Raw genomic sequence first — 17,367 nt, forward strand, 5'->3', positions numbered from 1 at the left:
CTACGGGCGGGCCGAACCCGGGGCTACTGGGGCACGGGGCGGCACCGTACGCTGTCCCGCGTGAAACCCCTGACGCGCGTCGTCCTCTTCGGCGCCCCGATAGCTGTTGCCGTCTCCGTCTACTTCGGCGGGGGCGGCGAGTCGCTACGCCCCAAGGACGACCCGAGCCTGCGCGTCAGCCCGACCGCCTTCGCCCCCGACCCGCTCAAGGCCGGCAGCCCGGCCCAGCAGCGCGAGCGGGACGACCGCATCGACGCGCTGCCGCCGGGCCTCGCGGATCCCGCGAAGAAGGAGACCGCCGCCCGACTGCTGGCGAGCGCGGAGAACTCGACGCTGGACTGGAAGAGCCGGTACGGCGCCATCGAGGACATCGGCGACGGCAACGGCTACACGGCCGGGATCATCGGCTTCTGCTCGGGTACGAACGACATGCTCCAGCTCGTCGAGTACTTCACGGACAAGCACCCGGACAACCCGCTCGTCGGGTACCTTCCCGCACTCCGCGAGGTCGACGGCAGCGATTCGCACGAGGGACTGGGCGCGCCGTTCGAGGCGGCGTGGGCGAAGGCCGCGGAAGACCCGGAATTCCGCAAGGCCCAGGACGTGATGCGCGACCGGATCTACTTCGACCCGGCCGTGCGGCTGGCCAAGATGGACGGCCTGTCCACGCTCGGCCAGTTCATCTACTACGACGCGATGGTGCTCCACGGGCCGGGGCTCGGCCCGGAGGGCTTCTACGGCATCCGCGAGGCGGCGATGAAGACCGCCGACACCGCCGCGGAGGGCGGCGACGAGAAGGCTTACCTGAATGCCTTCCTCGACGCCGGCCGGACCGTGATCGGCCGCCAGAAGACCGAGCAGACCAGGGACTCCTCGCGGATCGACACCGCACAGCGGGTGTTCCTGCGCGAAGGGAACATGGACCTGGACACGCCGCTCACCTGGCGGGTGTACGGAGAGACGTTCCGCATCGGCTCATGAGTTGCCGCGTCGCCCGGTGACCCGCCCGCGTCGCCCGGCGCCGCACTCGGCCTCGTGAGCCGCGCTTCCACCACGCGCGCCTGCCACGCCACCTGTGCGCGGCGGGGCCGCCCGGGGTCAGCGGGCCGTGCGCTTGAGGCGGTGGCGTTCCTTCTCCGAGAGGCCGCCCCAGACGCCGAACCTCTCGTCGTGTGTCAGCGCGTACTCGAGGCAGGCCACCCGGCCCTCGCACGCTCCGCAGAGCTGCTTGGCCTCGCGAGTGGAGGAGCCGGGGGCCGGGAAGAAGAACTCGGGGCCCGCCTGGGCGCACAACGCGCTCTCCTGCCAGGAGAGTTCGTGCTCGGTGGTGGGGATGGTGGTGTTGATCGGCATACGGACCACCTTGCCGATGGCCGATAAACACCGGCTCAACGACGTATCAACAGGAGGCGTGTTCCCCGGGTTCGGGCCGCCGCGGGACGTTCCGGTCCACGCCCTCTTGACATCCGCCCACAGGCCTACCGGAGGGGCGGTGTGCAATCCGGCTGCCCGGGTAGACGGACCAGCGCCGGAGCCCATGGAAGACGAGTTGGAGGACGCATGACGACGGTCCGGAGCGGCCGCGACCGCACCGTGTTTCCCCTCTCTGCGGCAGAGGCGCGCGACGAGGTCCGCCGCCTGCTGGAGGACGAGTTCTGCCCCATGCCACCGGGTCCCGAGCACAGCGTTGTCGTCGCCGACGCGCTCCTCGTAGCCTCCGAACTGGTGACGAATGCCATCCGGCACGCCGGCGGGGTGACCGCCCTGACCCTCTGCGTCACCGAGGGCGCGCTGCGTCTGAGTGTCACGGACCGCTCCCCCGTCCGGCCCACCACGCTACGCGGCCCGGATCCTCTGGTCCCCGGGGGACACGGTTGGCCTCTCGTCCAAAGGCTGAGCGAAGAGGTGACCACCACCTCTGCCGCGGAGGGCAAGACGATCCACGCGATCGTCCGCCTCGACTGACGCCACGACGTGACCCGTGCCACCCGGGGGGTTGTCGGACGAATGCGAGCGCGAGGGCGGGGCAAACGGGATCATGCCGACCCGTCGACGTCGGCCGGTCGCCAAGGAGGAGGAGCAACGTGCTGATACCGCACCCGGCCATCCTGCGGAACGTCGTCGAGGAGTACCGAGAACTCGTCGCACTGCACGAGGCGGAGCGCTCGAGCCGGATACACGCCCAACTGCAGGACGCCGCCTACGCCCTGTGCGCGGCGACGGGAGCGCGGACCGCGGAGGCGGCCCTTGCCGCCGCGCGGCAGGAACTGGAGGCCATGGACGTGACGGCCACGCGCGCACGCCCGGCTGCCACGCGCCGGCCCGCTCGGCTGCGGCGGAGCGCCTGAGCGGGCGCCGTCCTCCTGCCACTTGGGCGCCCACTCGGGGCCGTACCCGCCGGGCCTGTTGCGCTCCGCGCCGGCTTTCGTCGGCCGTCCGTCCGCTCCGACCGGGGCCGTTACCATCTGGGACGGGCCGTGGATCCGGTCGCCCACCCACGTAGAAAGCGCAGCGAGAGGCGAACATGAGTACCCCCGAGTCCGCCGTACGAGCACGTCTGAGCGAGGTTCTGACGCAACGCGGCGCCGAGATCGCCGACCGGTGGGTGCAGCTCCAGGAGGAGCGCACCGGAACCGGCCAAGAGAGCTTGGCGGAAGCTGAATGGCGTGAGGAGGCGGACCTGCTCGTGGAAGCCGTCCGCGCCTGCCTGGCCGGCGACGTCCCCCTCGCGCGGGCCACCGAACACGCCGGACTGAACGACGCGGTGGTGGACATGTCGATGCGCCGGGCACGGGCCGGCGCGGCGCCCACCGAGGCATCACTGGCGCTGTTCGCGCTGAAGGAGGCCGTGCTGGAGGCGGTCCGTCAGGAGCCGTTCGACACCGAAGAGTTGTACGTCACCGTTCTGGCGGTGAACCGCGTGCTCGACGCGGCGAGCGCCCTGTGCTTCGAGACGTTCGTCCACGGCCGTGAGGAGATCATCCGCAGGCAGAGCCGGCAACTTCTGGAGGCGTCCACACCGGTGGTCCGGCTGTGGCGGCACGTTCTCGCGGTACCGCTGATCGGCAACCTCGACACCGCCCGCAGCCAGGTGGTGATGGAGAACCTGCTCGAAGCCATCCAGAAGAACGGGACGCTGGTGGCGATCATCGACATCACCGGTGTCCCCACCGTGGACACCTCCGTCGCCCAGCACTTGATCCAGACGGTCAAGGCGGTTCGCCTCATGGGCGCGGAGTGCGTCGTCAGCGGGGTCCGCCCGGCGATCGCGCAGACGATCGTGCAGCTCGGCATCGACCTGTCCGACATCCTGACCCGGGCGACCCTCGCCGACGCCCTCGAGACGTCCATGCGTCTCACCCAGCAGGAGGCCTTCCGATCGGAACCGGGCATCGCCCCCGGATGGAGCGACGAGGTGCAGGACGGCCGATGAACGGGAGAGAACCCACCAAGCTGCCGATCCTTCGGCTCGGGGACACCCTGGTCACCGGGCTGCTCAGCGAGTTGGACGACGCGTCGGCCGTCGCGCTGGCCGACGAGCTGACCAGCCGGATCGCGACCGAAGGCGCGCGGGGCGTGCTGATCGACATCTCCCGGGTGGAGATCATCGATTCGTTCGTGGCGCGCGCGCTGATGGAACTCAGCACGATGGCCCGGTTGCTCGGTGCGCGCGTCATCGTCGCCGGGATGAGTCCGCCGGTGGCCGTCACTCTCGTGGAACTGGGTATCGAACTCAAAGGTGTGGAGACGGCGCTCAACGCCGAGCAGGGGATGGCCGCCCTCGGCTGGTCCCGGACGCCCGTGCGGCAGGAGCCCTCTGCACCACGAACCGCGGATGGGGCATAGCAGAGATGAGCGCCGAGGGACGACGGCCGAACGGGCCGCTCACCGTCGGGCATTACGGCGGCGGGCTCGTCGTCGGGCGGCCTGCCGTCGGAGTCCAGCGTGGCGCCGGCCGGGCCGCTACCGGCCCTGGCCGCACGGGAGCCGCGACCTCTGTGCGTACCGAATGCCCGGTGCGCACGGAGGAGGACCTGCTGGGCGCCAGGCACGCCGTGCGGGCGGCCACGCAGCAGCTGGGTTTCAGCCTGGTCGACCAGACCCGTGTGGTCACCGCGGCCAGCGAACTCGCACGCAACGCCTTCGTCCACGGCGGCGGCGGCGTGTTGTCGCTGGAGTGCGTCCACGGGGCCGCGGGCGTCGGCCTGCGGCTCGTCGTGCGGGACGAGGGACCCGGCATCGCGGACCTCGACGGAGCCCTCACCGACGGTTTCACCACGGGTGAGGGCCTCGGCCACGGCCTGGGCGGAGCACGGCGCCTCATGCACGAGTTCGAGGTGCGCTCGTCCCCAGGGCAGGGCACCACGGTGACCGCGGTGCGATGGGCGGGCCGTTGAGCAGCTACGGGTACGCACGGCTGCCTACCGCGCAGATACCGATCGACCACTACAGCGCCGTGCACCTGGCCGCCACGCGCGCCCGGGAAGCCGCGGTCCACTGCGGTCTCACGGGCGCGCTGCCCGACAAGGCCGCCGCGGTGGCGAGCGAGTTGGCGAGCAACCTCGACAAGCACGCGACCGACGGCATCGTCTACGTGCAGCCACTGGCCCTGGACCCCGGACTGGAGATCATCGCGGTCGACCGGGGGCCGGGCATGGAGCGCCTGGAGCGCTGCCTCGCCGACGGATTCACCACAACGGGCACACTCGGTACGGGACTCGGGGCCGTGAAACGGGTCGCCTCGGTCTTCGTCGTCCGTACCCAGGTGCCCGGCGGCACCGTGGCGGCGGCGCGGATCACGGCCGCCGACCAGGCCCCTCCGGCGCCGGGGGCCGGCGCGGTGTGCCTGCCTGCCGACGGCGAGCAGGAGTGCGGGGACGGCTGCGCGGTGTTCGACACGGACGCGGGACGCACGGCCGTCGTCGTGGACGGCCTCGGCCACGGCGTCGAGGCGGCACGGGCCGCACGCGGCGCGCTGCGCACCTTCCACGGCGTGTGCGACCAGCCGCTGCCCGAGATCATGAACGCCTTCCACCGGGCGCTGCGGCACACCCGCGGCGCTGCCGTCGGCCTGCTGCGGCTGCGGCCGGGTGCCGCGGAGTTCTGCGGGGTCGGCAACGTCCGGCTGTGCGTGCTGTCGCGGGACGCCGCTCAGCGCCGGCTCGACGGCCGGCCGGGAGTCGTCGGGTGGAACCTGCCGACACCGCAGGTGCGGTCCACTCCGATGACGCCTGACCAGGTGGTCGTCCTGCACTCCGACGGCATCGAGGCCCGCTGGTCGCACGCCCCGTCGCCGTTCCTCCTCCGTCTCCCCGCCGAGCTTCTGCCGGCAGCCCTCGCGCATCGCTACCGCCGGTCACGGGACGATGCCTCCGCCCTCAGCCTGACAGGACTGCGATGACCGAACGTGTGTGGCGAAGTGGCCCGCTGGCGGACCTTGCCGCCGTGCGCCGGGCTGTACGTGGCCTGGCCGCGGCTCACGGCGTGCCCGTCGAGACCCGCGCCAGGCTGGCCGTCTCGGCCGCCGCGGTGGCACGGCCGTCGCTGGTCCTGGGCCGTACCGTGCGACTGACGGCGCTGCACGTGCCCGGGGACGGACGGTCCGGCCCGCGGATGCTCAGCGTGCGGCTGGACCACGCCGCCGAGGCGGGGCCGCCGCCGGAGGAACTCCCCTTGCCGGCGGCGGCGGACGACGGGGCGGTGGTGTGGGACATCCCGCTCTCCGTACCGGCGTTCGAGGACCCGGCCGCGGGCGACGTCACCGACGATCCGGCGGAGCAGGAGCTCGCCGCCGTCCTGGCCGCCTCCGACGCCCTCACCGCCGACCATCAGCGGCTCAAGGACGAACTGGACGAGACGAACAGCGGGGTGCTCGCCCTCTACGTCCAGCTCGAGGAACGCGACGAGCAACTGCGCCGTGCCCACGGCCAGATGCTGCGCGCGCTCGAGGACGCGCTGCGTCCCGCGCCGCTGCGGGTGCCGGGACTCGAACTCGCCGTGCACTACGCCCCCGCCGACACCGACGCGCCGACCGGCGGCGACCTGTACGACTGGTTCGTCCTGCCCGACGGCAGCGTCCACATCACGATCGTCGACGCGCTCGGGCACGGAGTGCGCAGCACGGGCTCCGCCCTGAACGTCACCCACGCCGTACGCACGCTGGCGCTGGACGGCTGCCCGTTGAAGTCCGTCGTCGGGCGGGCCAGCGACGTGCTCAACGGCATCGACCCCGATCTGATGGCCTCGGTGCTCCTGGCCCGGATCGACCCCGCGACGGGCGAGATGCTGCTCGCCAACGGAAGCCACCCGCCCGCCCTGGTCGTACGCGCCGACGGCGGCGCCGAGTTCCTGGAGGCCCGGGGCCGCGGCGTCGGCTACCCACTGCCGGGGAGCGAACAGGTCCTTTCGACCCACCTCGCCCCGGGCGACCTCGTGGTCCTCTACACGGATGGTCTCACCGAGAGCCGCAGAGACCCCTTGGAGGGCGAGCGCCGCCTCATCTCCGCGGCCACCATGCATGCGAGATCCCCCATCGAGGAGATCCCGGGGGCACTTGCGGCGGACATGCACACCGTGGTCCTGCACGCCGACGACACGCTGGCGCTCACCCTGCGGTACACAGGGGCGGACGGGGGCGCGGGCGCGGCGGCGAGAGCCGGCGCCGAGGCAGGTACCGGTCATGGCCCGGCTGCGGGCCGGGGCACGGCGCGGGGCCCACGCGGGCTCCGCGCAGGCATCGGCTGACCGCCCGGTCGGAGCCGACGGCCCCCGGCAACGGACCCGCGGTCCGCGGAGGGGGCGGGATCAGGCGGTAGTGCCCGGCCACGAGGGGCCGGGCACCGCTCCTGTTGCCGGTCAGGTCGGCAACCGGTCACTCGGCGTGTCGTCCTCGTCCCCCGCGACGGGGACGAGCTGCGTGGACCCCCGCACGTGGGCGAGCGCCTCGTCCACGTCCGAGTGCAGGGGTGTGGTCAGATTCAGTCCGGTTATCTCCAGCAGCCGGCCCACGGCGGGGGTCGGCGCCACCAGATGCAGGTCGCCCGCCAACTGCCGGGCCTCCCTGGCCCCCTTGATGAGGACGTTCAGCCCGGACGAGTCCATGAACGTCAGGGCCGACAGGTCGAGCAGCAGGTGCCGGCGGCCGTGCAGGAACTGGTTGGCCAGGTGGTGGTGCAGAAGGGTGGCGGTGTCCACGTCCAGTTCGCCGCCGACGATCAGGATCGCGGTGCCGGGGTCGACGATCTCCACCTCGACGTCCAGGGTCTCCTGTTGCGCAGTCATGTCAGTCACTTTCTGCGAGTCGGTTCCGGCAGCGGCCCGGTGGCGGACCGGCCTCGCGTTGTGGTGTTCGGTGCGTTTCCATCCGGGTGCCGGTCCGGGACGGGGTGTCCCCGACGGCCGCTTGCCCTTGTGATCGCCCGGGAAACGTCCGCGCGGACGTGATCTCCGTCCACACCTGCCGCTCCGGTGCCTCAGCACCACCGCAGGCAGTCCACGCGAGCGGCACCATCAGCAGCGTCCGCGCGCCGCCGGCGCCGCCACGGGGCTGCCGCATCCGGCTGAGCCCGGCGCAATCGCGTTGCGGCGGCGCCGCGCTGTCCGGCAGGATCCGTGTCCATGACGACCAGAAAGGCGCATGCCGCGTAGCCGCCTGCCGCTGCCCTGGGCGCGCGCGCCGCCGGACCGGCCGATCCGTCCGCCAGGTCCGTCCACCACCGCCCAGGAGCACCGCCGCATGCACACGACATCCTTGACCCCTTACGCCCGGCTGCCGCACGCCCACGCCCAGCGGCACGTCCTGCACAGCACCGTGGACGCCTTCGGCCGCGCCCACTGGCTGCTCACCGACCGCGCCCCCGGTGACAACCCGTACGACGCCACGGTCGTCACCGTGGACGCCGGCCGGATCGAGGAGACCCGCCTCAGCGCCGTGACCGCGCGGTACCCGATGCTGGACGCCCTGCCCGACGGCGGTTTCGTCGTGGCCGACGCCCGCCGCCGCGGCGGCGGCGACCACGTCCAGGTCTTCGACCCCCTTGGCAGGCCGTCCTGGTCGTTCGCCGTGGGCGACGGGATCGAGCATCTGCTGGCCGACGAGACCGGCGACCTGTGGCTGGGATACTTCGACGAGGGTGTGTTCGGCGACGACCCGCTCAGCCACGCCGGGTTGCGCCGCTGGTCGTCGACGGGCGAGGCCCTGTGGGAACTGCCGCGGTCCACCGCCGACGGGTGCATGGCGGACTGCTACGCCCTCAACACGTGTCAGGGCGAGGCATGGGCCTACTACTACACCGACTTCCCCCTGGTCCGTGTCCGCGGCGACGGCTCGGTACGCGTGTGGGACTCACCGGTCGCCGGGGCGAGGGCGACCGCCGTCCACAGCGGTGGTGTCGCCTTCTTCGGCGGCTACGGCCAGGAGAAGGACCGGCTCGTCCTGTGCACGCTGACAGAGCGCACTGCCGCGCCGTATCTGCACAGCACGCTCGTCCGGCCCGACGGATCGCCCGTCGGGAGCCGCCGCGTCCTCGCCCGCGGTCCACGCCTGTACGTGCAGGCCGAGCCGTACACCGCTTGGGAGACGTGGGACCTCGCCGCTGCCGCCTGAGAGGCGGCGGCGGACGTGGTCCGGCGGAGGGACGGGTCGCATGCGGGATCCGGTCAGTGCGCGTGTCCCCCGTCGCCCGCGCCGCCCGCCGGATGGTGCGGCTCGTACCCCGGGATCGTGCCGTCCTCCTTGGCGACGAGGAACAGCCCGGCCATGCCCATGTCCGAGTGGCTCTGGACGTGGCAGTGGTACATCCACGCGCCCGGGCCCACGTGTTCGCCGGCGATCACCTGGAAGCCGAAGGAGTCGGCCGGGCCGGTGATCTTGTTGTCGATCACCCGGCTGACGTCCTCGGGGCCGGACAGCAGGCCCGTCCGGTTGTCCGCCCAGCGGTGACCGTGCATATGGAACGTGTGGTAGTACTCGCCGTGCGTGATCATGATGATCTCGACGCGGTCCCCCACCGTGGCGAGGAAGTTGGGCGGGTCGGCCGCGGGCCGGTTGTTGATGGTCATGTCGTTGAAGACGATGGTGAACTGCTTGTCGGGAAGGATGTCGTCCTTCCTGCGCACGACCATCGGTCCGTAGAGGCCCTTGCGGATGCCGCCGGTGCCGTGATCGGTGCCCACGACGTGGTCGTGGTAGTGCCAGTAGCCCGCACTGCCGGGCCGCCAGGTGCCGTCGGCGCGGCGGCCGGGTGCGTGGGTGCGCCAGGTGTAGGTGCGGGTGGCGCCGGGTTCGACATGACTGCGGCTCATCTTGGTGCCGTCGTTGGAGATGTCGTAGTCGACGCCGTGCGGGTGCAGGCTGACGGGCACGTCCATCAAGTTCTCGAACTCGATGTGCAGCGTGTCGCCTTCGACGAGTTCGATCAGCGGCCCGGGGACGGTCGCCTTGCCCTTCTCGAGGCCGTAGCCCATCGATCCGTCGGCCCGTTTCTCGGCGTACATCTTGAGGTGTCGTACCTGGCCGCCGGCCGGGGCGGTGCGGGGCGCGCCCTTCGCGGGGGCCGGCGCCGCGGTGGAGGCGGAAGTGATCGACAACGATGTCACGCCTGTGGCCGCCGCTGCCGCGCCGCCCGCGAGCAGACGCCGGTTGAAGCTCCGTCTGTCCATGTCGAACTCTCCAGTCGTCGGCAGAGATTGACGGGGCGAAGTGACCCCGGGGACGGCCACACGGTAGCCGGGGGATCCTCGTTTATCCACGGTCAGGACAAAGTTCGTCATATTGCAGTCATACCTATTGGCGAACCGCAAAAAGAGGTCTAGCTTCAACGGCTGTTGTTGTGACCACAGAGGGGTGGGTGACCCATGCAGCGCGCACCACATCACAGGTCCGGAAGAACGAGATCCCGAAAGCGCCTCCTGGCGGCGGCACTTGGTGTCGGCGCCATGACCGCGTCGCTGCTCGGCGGCGGCAGCCCCGCCAGCGCCGAGCCGTATCCTAGGCCACCGGCGACAACGTTGTCCCTGCCGTCGCCGCCCGGCGGCGCGAACGTGAAGGTGCTCGTCTTCCACGGCTCCGCCACGGCGGAGTCACCGGCCGTCGAGGCCGGTATCGCCGCGATCGAGACGATCGGACTGACCGGACCCGCCGCGAGCCGGTTCAGGACCGAAGCCACCGACGATCCGGCGGTGTTCACCAACGCCAGGCAGCTCGGCCGGTTCAACGCGGTCGTGTTCCTGACCGGCGGCGGCGATGTGCTCGATCCCGAGCAGGAGGCGGGCCTCGAGGCCTATCTGGAGGCGGGCGGCGGGTTCGTCGGCATCCACGAAGCCGCGCGCACCGAGCCGTACTCCGACTGGTTCACCGGTCTGATCGGTGCCCGGCCGACGGGCGCGCCCAGCAGCACCCAGCGCGCCGTCGTCGAGGTGGGCGACCGTGCGCATCCGGCCACCAAGTCGCTGCCCCTGCAGTGGAAGCGGCCCGACAAGTGGTTCAACTGGGCGGAGAACCCGTCGGGCAAGGTGCACACGGTGGCCCGGGTGAAGGAGAACTCCTACACGCCGGCCGCGAAGGGCAACGGCTGGGACCATCCGATCTCCTGGTGCCGTGACTACGACGGCGGCCGCTCCTTCTACACCGGCATGGGCGGCACGGCCGACAGCTTCGCGGAGACCGACTTCCGCGACCACCTGCGCGGCGCGCTCGCCTGGACGACCCGGCTCTCCCAGGCCGACTGCAAGGCGACGATCGACGCCAACTACACGGCCGAGCGGGTCACCCAGGCCAACCAGCCCGGCCAGAACGACCAGATCGGCGAGCCGCACGGGCTGGTCGTCGCCCCCGACGGCCGGGTGCTGTACATCGGTCGCGGCGGCGCCGACTCCTCCCGCCCGGTCGTCACCGACTGGAACAACCCCGACATCGGCAAGGGCCAGGGCGAGGTCCACGTCTACGACCCGAAGACCAAGAAGGTCTCCAAGGCCGGTGCGCTGACGGTCTTCGGCAACAAGGGCGGCGGCGACGAACTGGTCAAGAACGAGGAGGGGCTGCTCGGTATCGAGCTGGACCCGGACTTCATGACCAACGGCTGGGTGTATCTGCACTACACACCCCACTCGGAGATCGACCGTGAGACGCACATGGCCGAGCGCCGGGTCTCCCGCTTCACGCTCGACCTGGCCACCAACCGGCTGGACCTGGCGAGCGAGAAGGTGCTGCTCGACTGGCCGGTGCAGATCCACAGCTGCTGCCACTCGGGCGGCGGCATGGCCTGGGACTCCAAGGGCAACCTCTACATCGCCACCGGCGACAACAACTCGTCCGGCTTCAGCGGCGGCTACTCGGGCAACAACCCCCAGCCGAACTTCAAGGGCGTGTCCTTCGCCGACGCGCGCCGCACCGCGGGCAACACCAACAACCTCAACGGCAAGATCCTGCGGATCCACCCGGAGGACGACGGCACGTACACCCTCCCCGAGGGCAACCTGTTCACGGGCGAGGAGACGGCCGAGGGCGGCGGCAAGACCCGCGGCGAGATCTACGTGATGGGCGTGCGCAACCCGGCACGCATCTTCGTCGACAAGAGCACCGACATCCTCTACGCGGGATGGGTCGGTCCGGACGCAGGCGCCCCCTCGACGACCTGGGGTCCGGCCAAGTACGACACCTTCGCCGCCATCACGCAGGCCGGCAACCACGGCTGGCCGTACTGCATGGGCAACAACCAGCCCTACCGCGACCGCAATCTGCCCGACCCGGCCCAGCCGCTCGGCTGGTACGACTGCGACGCGCCGAAGAACGAGTCGCCGAACAACGACGGCCTGGTGAACCTGCCGCCCGTCACACCCAACACCATCTGGTACTCGCCGCAGGGCGGCGGCGTGGACTACCCGCGTGACGCGAACGGCGTGCCCAGCTACAAGCAGGAGGAGCAGAAGCTGCTGCTGCCGTGGCTCAAGGGCGGCGGCCAGGCCACCATGAACGGCCCCGTCTACCGCTTCGACGCCGCGAGCGACTCGGCGGTCAAGTGGCCCGCGTATTGGGACGGCAAGTGGTTCGTCGGCGACTTCTACGACGGCGACCAGCCTCGGCACGCGGTGCTGACCGATCCGAGGACGGTCGGCAAGGGCGGGCTCCCGGTGCACGCCGAGTCGCTGAAGAAGATCATCCCGACCGGCACCGGCGGTATCCGCAACCTCATGGACTGGAAGTTCGCGCCCGACGGGTCGCTGTACGTCCTGGACTACGGGCGCGGCTTCTTCACCTCCGACTCCAACTCCGCGCTGTGGCGCGTGACGTACAAGGGCGGCGGGGCGACCCCGGCCGCGGACCAGCTGGCGAGGAAGGTGACGCAGTGACCGTGAGACACAGAACCGCGAGCGTGTGGACGGCTTTGCTGGCCGCCGTGGCGATGGTGGTCGGGCTGATGTCCGCCGCCGCGTACGGCAAGAGCGACGACGGCCGGACGAACGCCCCGCAGGCCGCCGCGGAACAGGTCCTGACCTGGACCGCGGGCGACCCCATCGACCGCTACCTGTCGTTCCCGACCACCGCGGTGGCCGGCCCCGCGACGATCGTGTTCGAGAACAGCACGGCCACCGGGAACACCACCGGGATGCCGCACACCCTGACGTTCTCGGTCTCCGACGTCGAGTTCAACAACGACGTCCAGCTGAACCTCCTGGCCAACCCGAACGACGACATGGGAGGCAAGCACACCGCCCAGGTCAACCTGACCGAGGGCCGGTACTTCTACCACTGCACCATCCCCGGCCACGGCTCCATGCAGGGCATCCTGACCGTCACCGCGGGCAGCGGCGAGGACACCACCGCGCCCGTGACCACGGCGAAGGTGGAGGGTGACCGGAACGCCGACGGCGCCTACATCGGCCAGGCCTCGGTCACTCTCGCGGCGACCGACGAGGGCGCCGGCGTCGACAAGATCGAGTACGCGCTCGGCACCGACGGTCCGTGGCAGCCGTACACGGCGCCCGTCGTCGTCGACGAGGTCGGGGCCCACACCCTCCGCTACCGGGCGTACGACAAGGCGGGCAACGTCGAGACGGAGAAGTCCGTCGACTTCACCGTCGCCCCGCCGCCCACGGACGACACCACCGCGCCGGAGACCTCGGCCACGGTGAGCGGCGAGCAGGACGACCAGGGACGGTACGTGGGGATGGCCACGGTCACCGTGACCGCCTCCGACACGGGCTCCGGCGTCAACACCGTCGAGTACGCGGTCGGTACCGGCGCCTGGCAGCCGTACACCGCCCCGGTGATGGTCCACGAGACGGGCTCGCACACCGTCAGATACCGGGCCACCGACAAGGCGGGCAACGCCGCGGCCGAGAAGTCCGTGGACTTCACGGTCGTCGCACCGCCCGTCGAGGACAAGGAGCCGCCGCAGACCACGGCGGGGATCTCCGGCGAGCAGAACTCCGACGGCGCCTACATCGGCCGGGCCACCGTGACGGTCGTCGCGGTCGACTCCGGCGGCTCGGGCGTCGACAAGGTCGAGTACTCCCTCGACGGCGGCCCCTACCTCGCCTACACGGCTCCGGTCGTCGTCGACCGGGTCGGCTACCACACGGTCCTCTACCGGGCCACCGACAAGGCCGGCAACACCTCGCAGGCCAAGAGCCTGGCGTTCTCCGTCGCGGAGGGCGGCGGTGTCCCCGCGCCCGTGTGCCCCGAGTACGACGAGCGGTCGACGGTCATCGTGGGCACGGTCGACACCGGCGTCCCGAACCGCATGACGGGCAGCCGCTGCACCGTCAACGAGCTGATCGAGGACGAGAAGGACTGGTCGTCGCACGCGCTGTTCCTCAAGCACGTGGACGAGGTGCTCGACCGGCTCCTCGACGAAGGCGTCATCGACAGCCGTGAACACCGGACGATCTACCGGGCGGCCAAGGAGTCAGGCATCGGCAAGCCGGGGCAGACAAGCGGCTACCGCGACATCTTCGACGGCACCGAGGAGACCTTCGCCAAGTGGCAGCACGTCGGCGGCGGCAAGTTCTCGCTCAGCGAGGACGGGGCCATGACCAGCAGCACCACGGTGCCGGGCATGGGCATGCTGTGGTTCCCGCAGCGGCAGTACGGCGACTTCTCCCTGAAGCTCCAGTGGCGGGACGACGCCCCCGGCGCCGGCAACGCCAACGGCGGTGTCTTCGTACGCTTCCCGTACGTCCACGACAACCCGGAGGAGTCCCGCCCGGAGTGGGTCGCCATCAAGTACGGCCATGAGGTGCAGATCCTGGACCGTCCCGACGGCGACATGTACAAGACCGGCTCGATCTACGGCTTCGACCGCGTCGGCCTCGGCGGCGCGGGTGTGACGCCGAAGGGCACCTGGAACGACTACGAGATCCGGGTGGAGGGCCAGCACTACTCGGTCTACCGCAACGGCAAGCTGATCAACGAGTTCGACAACACCGGCGGTCAGGTCTTCCAGCCGCCCCGGTCGGACGACCCGGGCACGGACGGCCGCCGCTACGCCACCGGCTACGTCGGCCTCCAGGTCCACGGCACCACGGACGTGATCTCCTACCGCAACATCAGGATCAAGGAGTTCTGATCCCCGCCGGGTGAGCCGCCGCGGCTTCCCCGAACCGACTGCCCCACCGTCCAAGGCGGTGGGGCAGTCGGCCGTTGCGCCCGCGCCGCTAGTGTGTCGGAGCGCCCGGGTGATCCGGTGCGGGTTCAAAGCCGGGCCCGGCAGGAAACGGGCGCGGTCTCCGCGCCGACGGGACGGACTTCGAAGGAGCATGCAGGGTGACAGCGGTTGTGACCATGAGGACCCCGCCGGTGAGGCTCAGGGACAGGGAAGGCGGCGGCCTCCCCGCGTGTGTCCGTGACGTGGTCGAGTTCACCGACGGCTCTGGACCGCCCCGGCCGGTGGCCTATGTGGAGCGCGAGCTTCCGCCGGGCGGCATACCCGCCTACCTCGCGGCGCGCGCCGGCGGTACCCGCTCCTTCGTCCTGTGGGCCGACGAGCGCCGCGGGAGCCGGGTGGCGACCGTGGTGACCGAGTCCGCGCGCAGCGGAGTCACCACGTTCCAGGTGCTCGGCGCGCACGGTGAGGTCATCGGCACGCTCGTCCACAAGAAGGCGTTTCGAGGCTGGGGCGTGCGGACCCGCTGGACGGTGCGGCAGCCCGGTCTGCCGGAAGCGGTCGGCTACAAGGGCCGGATCTTCTGGTGGCTCGTGTGGTGGCTCCTGTCCCCTCTGCTGCCGGTGCTCCTCGTGGCCGCCCTGTTCGAAGGCAGCGGCGACCTGCCGCGCGGCCCTCGGCGCGTCATGTGGCGTGCGAGCGGCCGCCTTCTGCTGGAGTTCAAGGCGTTCGGGGACAAACTGCGACTGTACGCACCAGGGCTGGACTGGCGGCTGGGGGCCGCTCTGGTGGCGCTGATCCGTTCCTTCGACGGCTGGCTCGGCACCCCGTGGGACGCCCGCAAGGTGTGAGGTCACCCGGGGTCGAGCCTGGCCGGCCGAAGCGCCAGGTCGCGTGTCGACTACTCAGCCGGGGCTCCCCGTAATTGAGCAGGGGTACTCAGGCCACGCCGATCACGGCCTGAAATCATCGCCGCATGCTCAAACAAACGAGCGATCCGCGTCCGCGGGTCGGTATCACCGGCGTCGGCAGCGCTCTTCCCGACGCGGTGCTGACATCGCACAGCCTGCAGCGCGAGGCGACCCGGCACATCGCCAAGTCCCTGCCCGGCACGCTGCTCGCCCAGGCCACCGGCATCGAGAGCCGGCACGTCGCGGCCGGCGACGAGTACGCCTCGACGCTCGCCCTGCGCGCCGCGCGCAGGGCGCTGGCGAACGCGTCGCTCGGTCCGCACGACATCGACCTCCTGCTGTTCGCCTCCGCTTCACGCGACATGGTGGAGCCCGCGACGGCGCACATCGTGCAGGCCGAACTCGGCTCGAAGGCCCACGCCCTCGATGTCACCAACGCCTGCAACAGCTTCGTCAACGGCATCGACGTCGCCCGCAGCACGATCCTGGCCGGCCGGGCGCGGCGCGCCCTGGTCGTCACGGGCGAGACCCCGACCCGCGCGATACGCCGTTCACCGGCCGACTTCGCCGAATTCCGGGACGGCTTCGCCGGCTACACCTTCGGCGACGCCGGCGCGGCCGTGGTCCTGGAAGCGGTGGAGCACGGCGGCATCCTCGACGTGGACACCGAGACGCACTCCGAGCACTGGGAGGTCGGCGGCATCCCCGGCGGTGGTTCCCGGCACCCGCGCGGCGACGAGCACACCTACTTCCGCGGCGACGGCCACGAACTGCGCGGCGTCTTCGAGAAGGTGGGCGCCTCGGTCGTGGAAAGGACACTGCACCGCGCAGGCCTCGACTGGGACGGCTTCGCCAGGGTCCTGGTGCACCAGGTGACCGTGCCGTACCTCGAGCGGTTCGCCGAACTGACCGGCGCCCCCGCGGACAAGCTCGTGATCACCGTCCCCGAGCTGGGCAACATCGCCAGCGCGAGCATCGGCGTGCAACTGGAGCGGGTGTACGGGGAGCTGGCGGCCGGCGACCGGGTGCTGTTCGTCGGACTCGGCGGCGGCATCAGCATCATGACGATGATCTGGGAGAAGTCATGAGCGGCGGCAGCGACCTCTGGGTGATCGTGCCCGCGCACCAGGAGGAGGAGCGGATCACCGGCACGCTGCGGGCGCTCGCGGCGCAGCGGGACCGCGACTTCACGCTCCTCGTGGTCGACAACGCCTCTTCGGACCGTACCGGCGCCATCGCCAGGCGCTTCGCAGTGGACGCGCCGTTCCCCGTGGAGGTCATCGACGAGCCGGAGAAGGGTGTGGGGTGCGCCGTGGACTCCGGTTTCCGCCACGCCATCGAACGGGGTGCGACCCTGCTCGCCCGCACCGACGCCGACTGCCTTCCCCGGCCCGGCTGGACGGCCGCCGCCCGCGCCGCGATGACGGACCGGCCGGGACCGACGCTGGTGTGCGGGCGTATCGTCGCCCGCCGCGACGAGCACGGCCCGCTCGGGCGCGCCGGATTCTCGGCCCTGGTCCGGCTGGCCGCCCTGTTCGGCAGGCTCCGGCCCGCGCACGCCCGCAGGAACGGCTACCTCGCCCCGTACCGCATGCACGCCGGGAACAACATGGCCGTCACCGCCGACCTGTATCTGGCCTGCGGCGGCATGCCCCGCCGGCCGTCGCCGACGGACCGGCTGTTCCTGAACCGGGTGCGGCGGCAGACGGACCGGATCGTGCACTGCCGGGCCATGGTCGTGGAGAACTCCACCCGCAGGCTCCGGGCGTACGGCATCCGGGGCACGGCCCGCTGGTATCTGGACCAGGGCAGCGGCGGACGCGGGGACGACCCCCGCTGACGCGGCGCCCGCC

The 17,367-nt window shown here is 71.3% G+C and carries 17 protein-coding genes; 14 read left to right on the top strand and 3 right to left on the bottom strand.

The genetic code is table 11. The features are described 5' to 3' along the window. Window positions 1–69 precede the first annotated feature (69 nt). On the top strand, window positions 70–981 hold the full coding sequence (locus ACIPJI_RS21180) for a chitosanase (protein ID WP_402248244.1): 912 nt from the start codon (window positions 70–72) through the stop codon (window positions 979–981). 117 nt (window positions 982–1,098) lie between these two features. Here the strand turns inward: ACIPJI_RS21180 and ACIPJI_RS21185 are convergent, their stop codons facing one another. Next, window positions 1,099–1,353 carry a WhiB family transcriptional regulator gene (locus ACIPJI_RS21185; protein WP_356623593.1) on the bottom strand — a complete coding sequence of 85 codons (255 nt, stop codon included), beginning with the start codon at window positions 1,351–1,353 and terminating at the stop codon, window positions 1,099–1,101. A gap of 207 nt (window positions 1,354–1,560) precedes the next feature. On the opposite strand from ACIPJI_RS21185, the gene ACIPJI_RS21190 reads away from it, so the two are divergent. From ACIPJI_RS21190 to ACIPJI_RS21220, 7 genes are all read left to right on the top strand, one after another. Further along, window positions 1,561–1,965 (top strand): ATP-binding protein, encoded by a 405-nt coding sequence (locus tag ACIPJI_RS21190; RefSeq protein ID WP_307709551.1) that lies wholly within the window; start codon window positions 1,561–1,563, stop codon window positions 1,963–1,965. Between the two features lie 119 nt (window positions 1,966–2,084). Then, window positions 2,085–2,348 carry a DUF5133 domain-containing protein gene (locus ACIPJI_RS21195; protein ID WP_402247976.1) on the top strand — a complete coding sequence of 88 codons (264 nt, stop codon included), beginning with the start codon at window positions 2,085–2,087 and terminating at the stop codon, window positions 2,346–2,348. A gap of 176 nt (window positions 2,349–2,524) precedes the next feature. Continuing rightward, window positions 2,525–3,433, top strand: a complete 909-nt coding sequence (locus ACIPJI_RS21200; RefSeq protein WP_356623591.1) for an STAS domain-containing protein — start codon at window positions 2,525–2,527, stop codon at window positions 3,431–3,433. Then, a complete protein-coding gene (locus ACIPJI_RS21205) occupies window positions 3,430–3,846 on the top strand; it encodes an STAS domain-containing protein (RefSeq protein WP_307709548.1) in 417 nt (138 codons plus the stop codon). Before ACIPJI_RS21200 ends, ACIPJI_RS21205 begins: the two co-directional genes overlap by 4 nt. 170 nt (window positions 3,847–4,016) lie before the next feature. Then, window positions 4,017–4,397, top strand: a complete 381-nt coding sequence (locus ACIPJI_RS21210; protein ID WP_373465363.1) for an ATP-binding protein — start codon at window positions 4,017–4,019, stop codon at window positions 4,395–4,397. After that, window positions 4,394–5,401, top strand: a complete 1,008-nt coding sequence (locus ACIPJI_RS21215) for a SpoIIE family protein phosphatase (RefSeq protein ID WP_356623590.1) — start codon at window positions 4,394–4,396, stop codon at window positions 5,399–5,401. Before ACIPJI_RS21210 ends, ACIPJI_RS21215 begins: the two co-directional genes overlap by 4 nt. Then, a complete protein-coding gene (locus tag ACIPJI_RS21220) occupies window positions 5,398–6,744 on the top strand; it encodes a PP2C family protein-serine/threonine phosphatase (RefSeq protein WP_402247978.1) in 1,347 nt (448 codons plus the stop codon). Before ACIPJI_RS21215 ends, ACIPJI_RS21220 begins: the two co-directional genes overlap by 4 nt. A gap of 111 nt (window positions 6,745–6,855) precedes the next feature. Here ACIPJI_RS21220 and ACIPJI_RS21225 read toward each other — a convergent pair whose 3' ends face one another. Next, on the bottom strand, window positions 6,856–7,281 hold the full coding sequence (locus tag ACIPJI_RS21225) for an STAS domain-containing protein (protein ID WP_307709545.1): 426 nt from the start codon (window positions 7,279–7,281) through the stop codon (window positions 6,856–6,858). Window positions 7,282–7,735: 454 nt separating this feature from the next. Here ACIPJI_RS21225 and ACIPJI_RS21230 point away from each other — a divergent pair, with 454 nt between their 5' ends. Next, window positions 7,736–8,605, top strand: a complete 870-nt coding sequence (locus ACIPJI_RS21230; protein ID WP_307709544.1) for a hypothetical protein — start codon at window positions 7,736–7,738, stop codon at window positions 8,603–8,605. A 53-nt stretch (window positions 8,606–8,658) separates the two neighbouring features. On the opposite strand, the gene ACIPJI_RS21235 is transcribed toward ACIPJI_RS21230, so the two are convergent. Beyond that, the gene (locus ACIPJI_RS21235; RefSeq protein WP_402247981.1) at window positions 8,659–9,660 is read right to left on the bottom strand and encodes a multicopper oxidase domain-containing protein; all 1,002 of its coding nucleotides are present in this window, start codon (window positions 9,658–9,660) and stop codon (window positions 8,659–8,661) included. Window positions 9,661–9,936: 276 nt separating this feature from the next. Here ACIPJI_RS21235 and ACIPJI_RS21240 point away from each other — a divergent pair, with 276 nt between their 5' ends. The 5 genes from ACIPJI_RS21240 (at window position 9,937) to ACIPJI_RS21260 (ending at window position 17,354) form a co-directional block, all read left to right on the top strand. Further along, on the top strand, window positions 9,937–12,348 hold the full coding sequence (locus ACIPJI_RS21240) for a ThuA domain-containing protein (RefSeq protein WP_402247983.1): 2,412 nt from the start codon (window positions 9,937–9,939) through the stop codon (window positions 12,346–12,348). A gap of 53 nt (window positions 12,349–12,401) precedes the next feature. Further along, the gene (locus tag ACIPJI_RS21245) at window positions 12,402–14,567 is read left to right on the top strand and encodes an OmpL47-type beta-barrel domain-containing protein (RefSeq protein ID WP_356625417.1); all 2,166 of its coding nucleotides are present in this window, start codon (window positions 12,402–12,404) and stop codon (window positions 14,565–14,567) included. Between the two features lie 197 nt (window positions 14,568–14,764). Further along, window positions 14,765–15,454, top strand: coding sequence for a hypothetical protein (locus ACIPJI_RS21250; RefSeq protein WP_356625411.1), 690 nt, complete (start codon window positions 14,765–14,767; stop codon window positions 15,452–15,454). Between the two features lie 125 nt (window positions 15,455–15,579). After that, the gene (locus ACIPJI_RS21255) at window positions 15,580–16,602 is read left to right on the top strand and encodes a ketoacyl-ACP synthase III (protein WP_356625410.1); all 1,023 of its coding nucleotides are present in this window, start codon (window positions 15,580–15,582) and stop codon (window positions 16,600–16,602) included. After that, window positions 16,599–17,354, top strand: a complete 756-nt coding sequence (locus tag ACIPJI_RS21260) for a glycosyltransferase family A protein (RefSeq protein ID WP_307709539.1) — start codon at window positions 16,599–16,601, stop codon at window positions 17,352–17,354. The genes ACIPJI_RS21255 and ACIPJI_RS21260 overlap by 4 nt, the downstream gene beginning before the upstream one ends. Window positions 17,355–17,367: the final 13 nt, after the last annotated feature.

This window comes from Streptomyces sp. NPDC086835, assembly GCF_044745705.1.
Classification (GTDB): Bacteria; Actinomycetota; Actinomycetes; order Streptomycetales; family Streptomycetaceae; genus Streptomyces.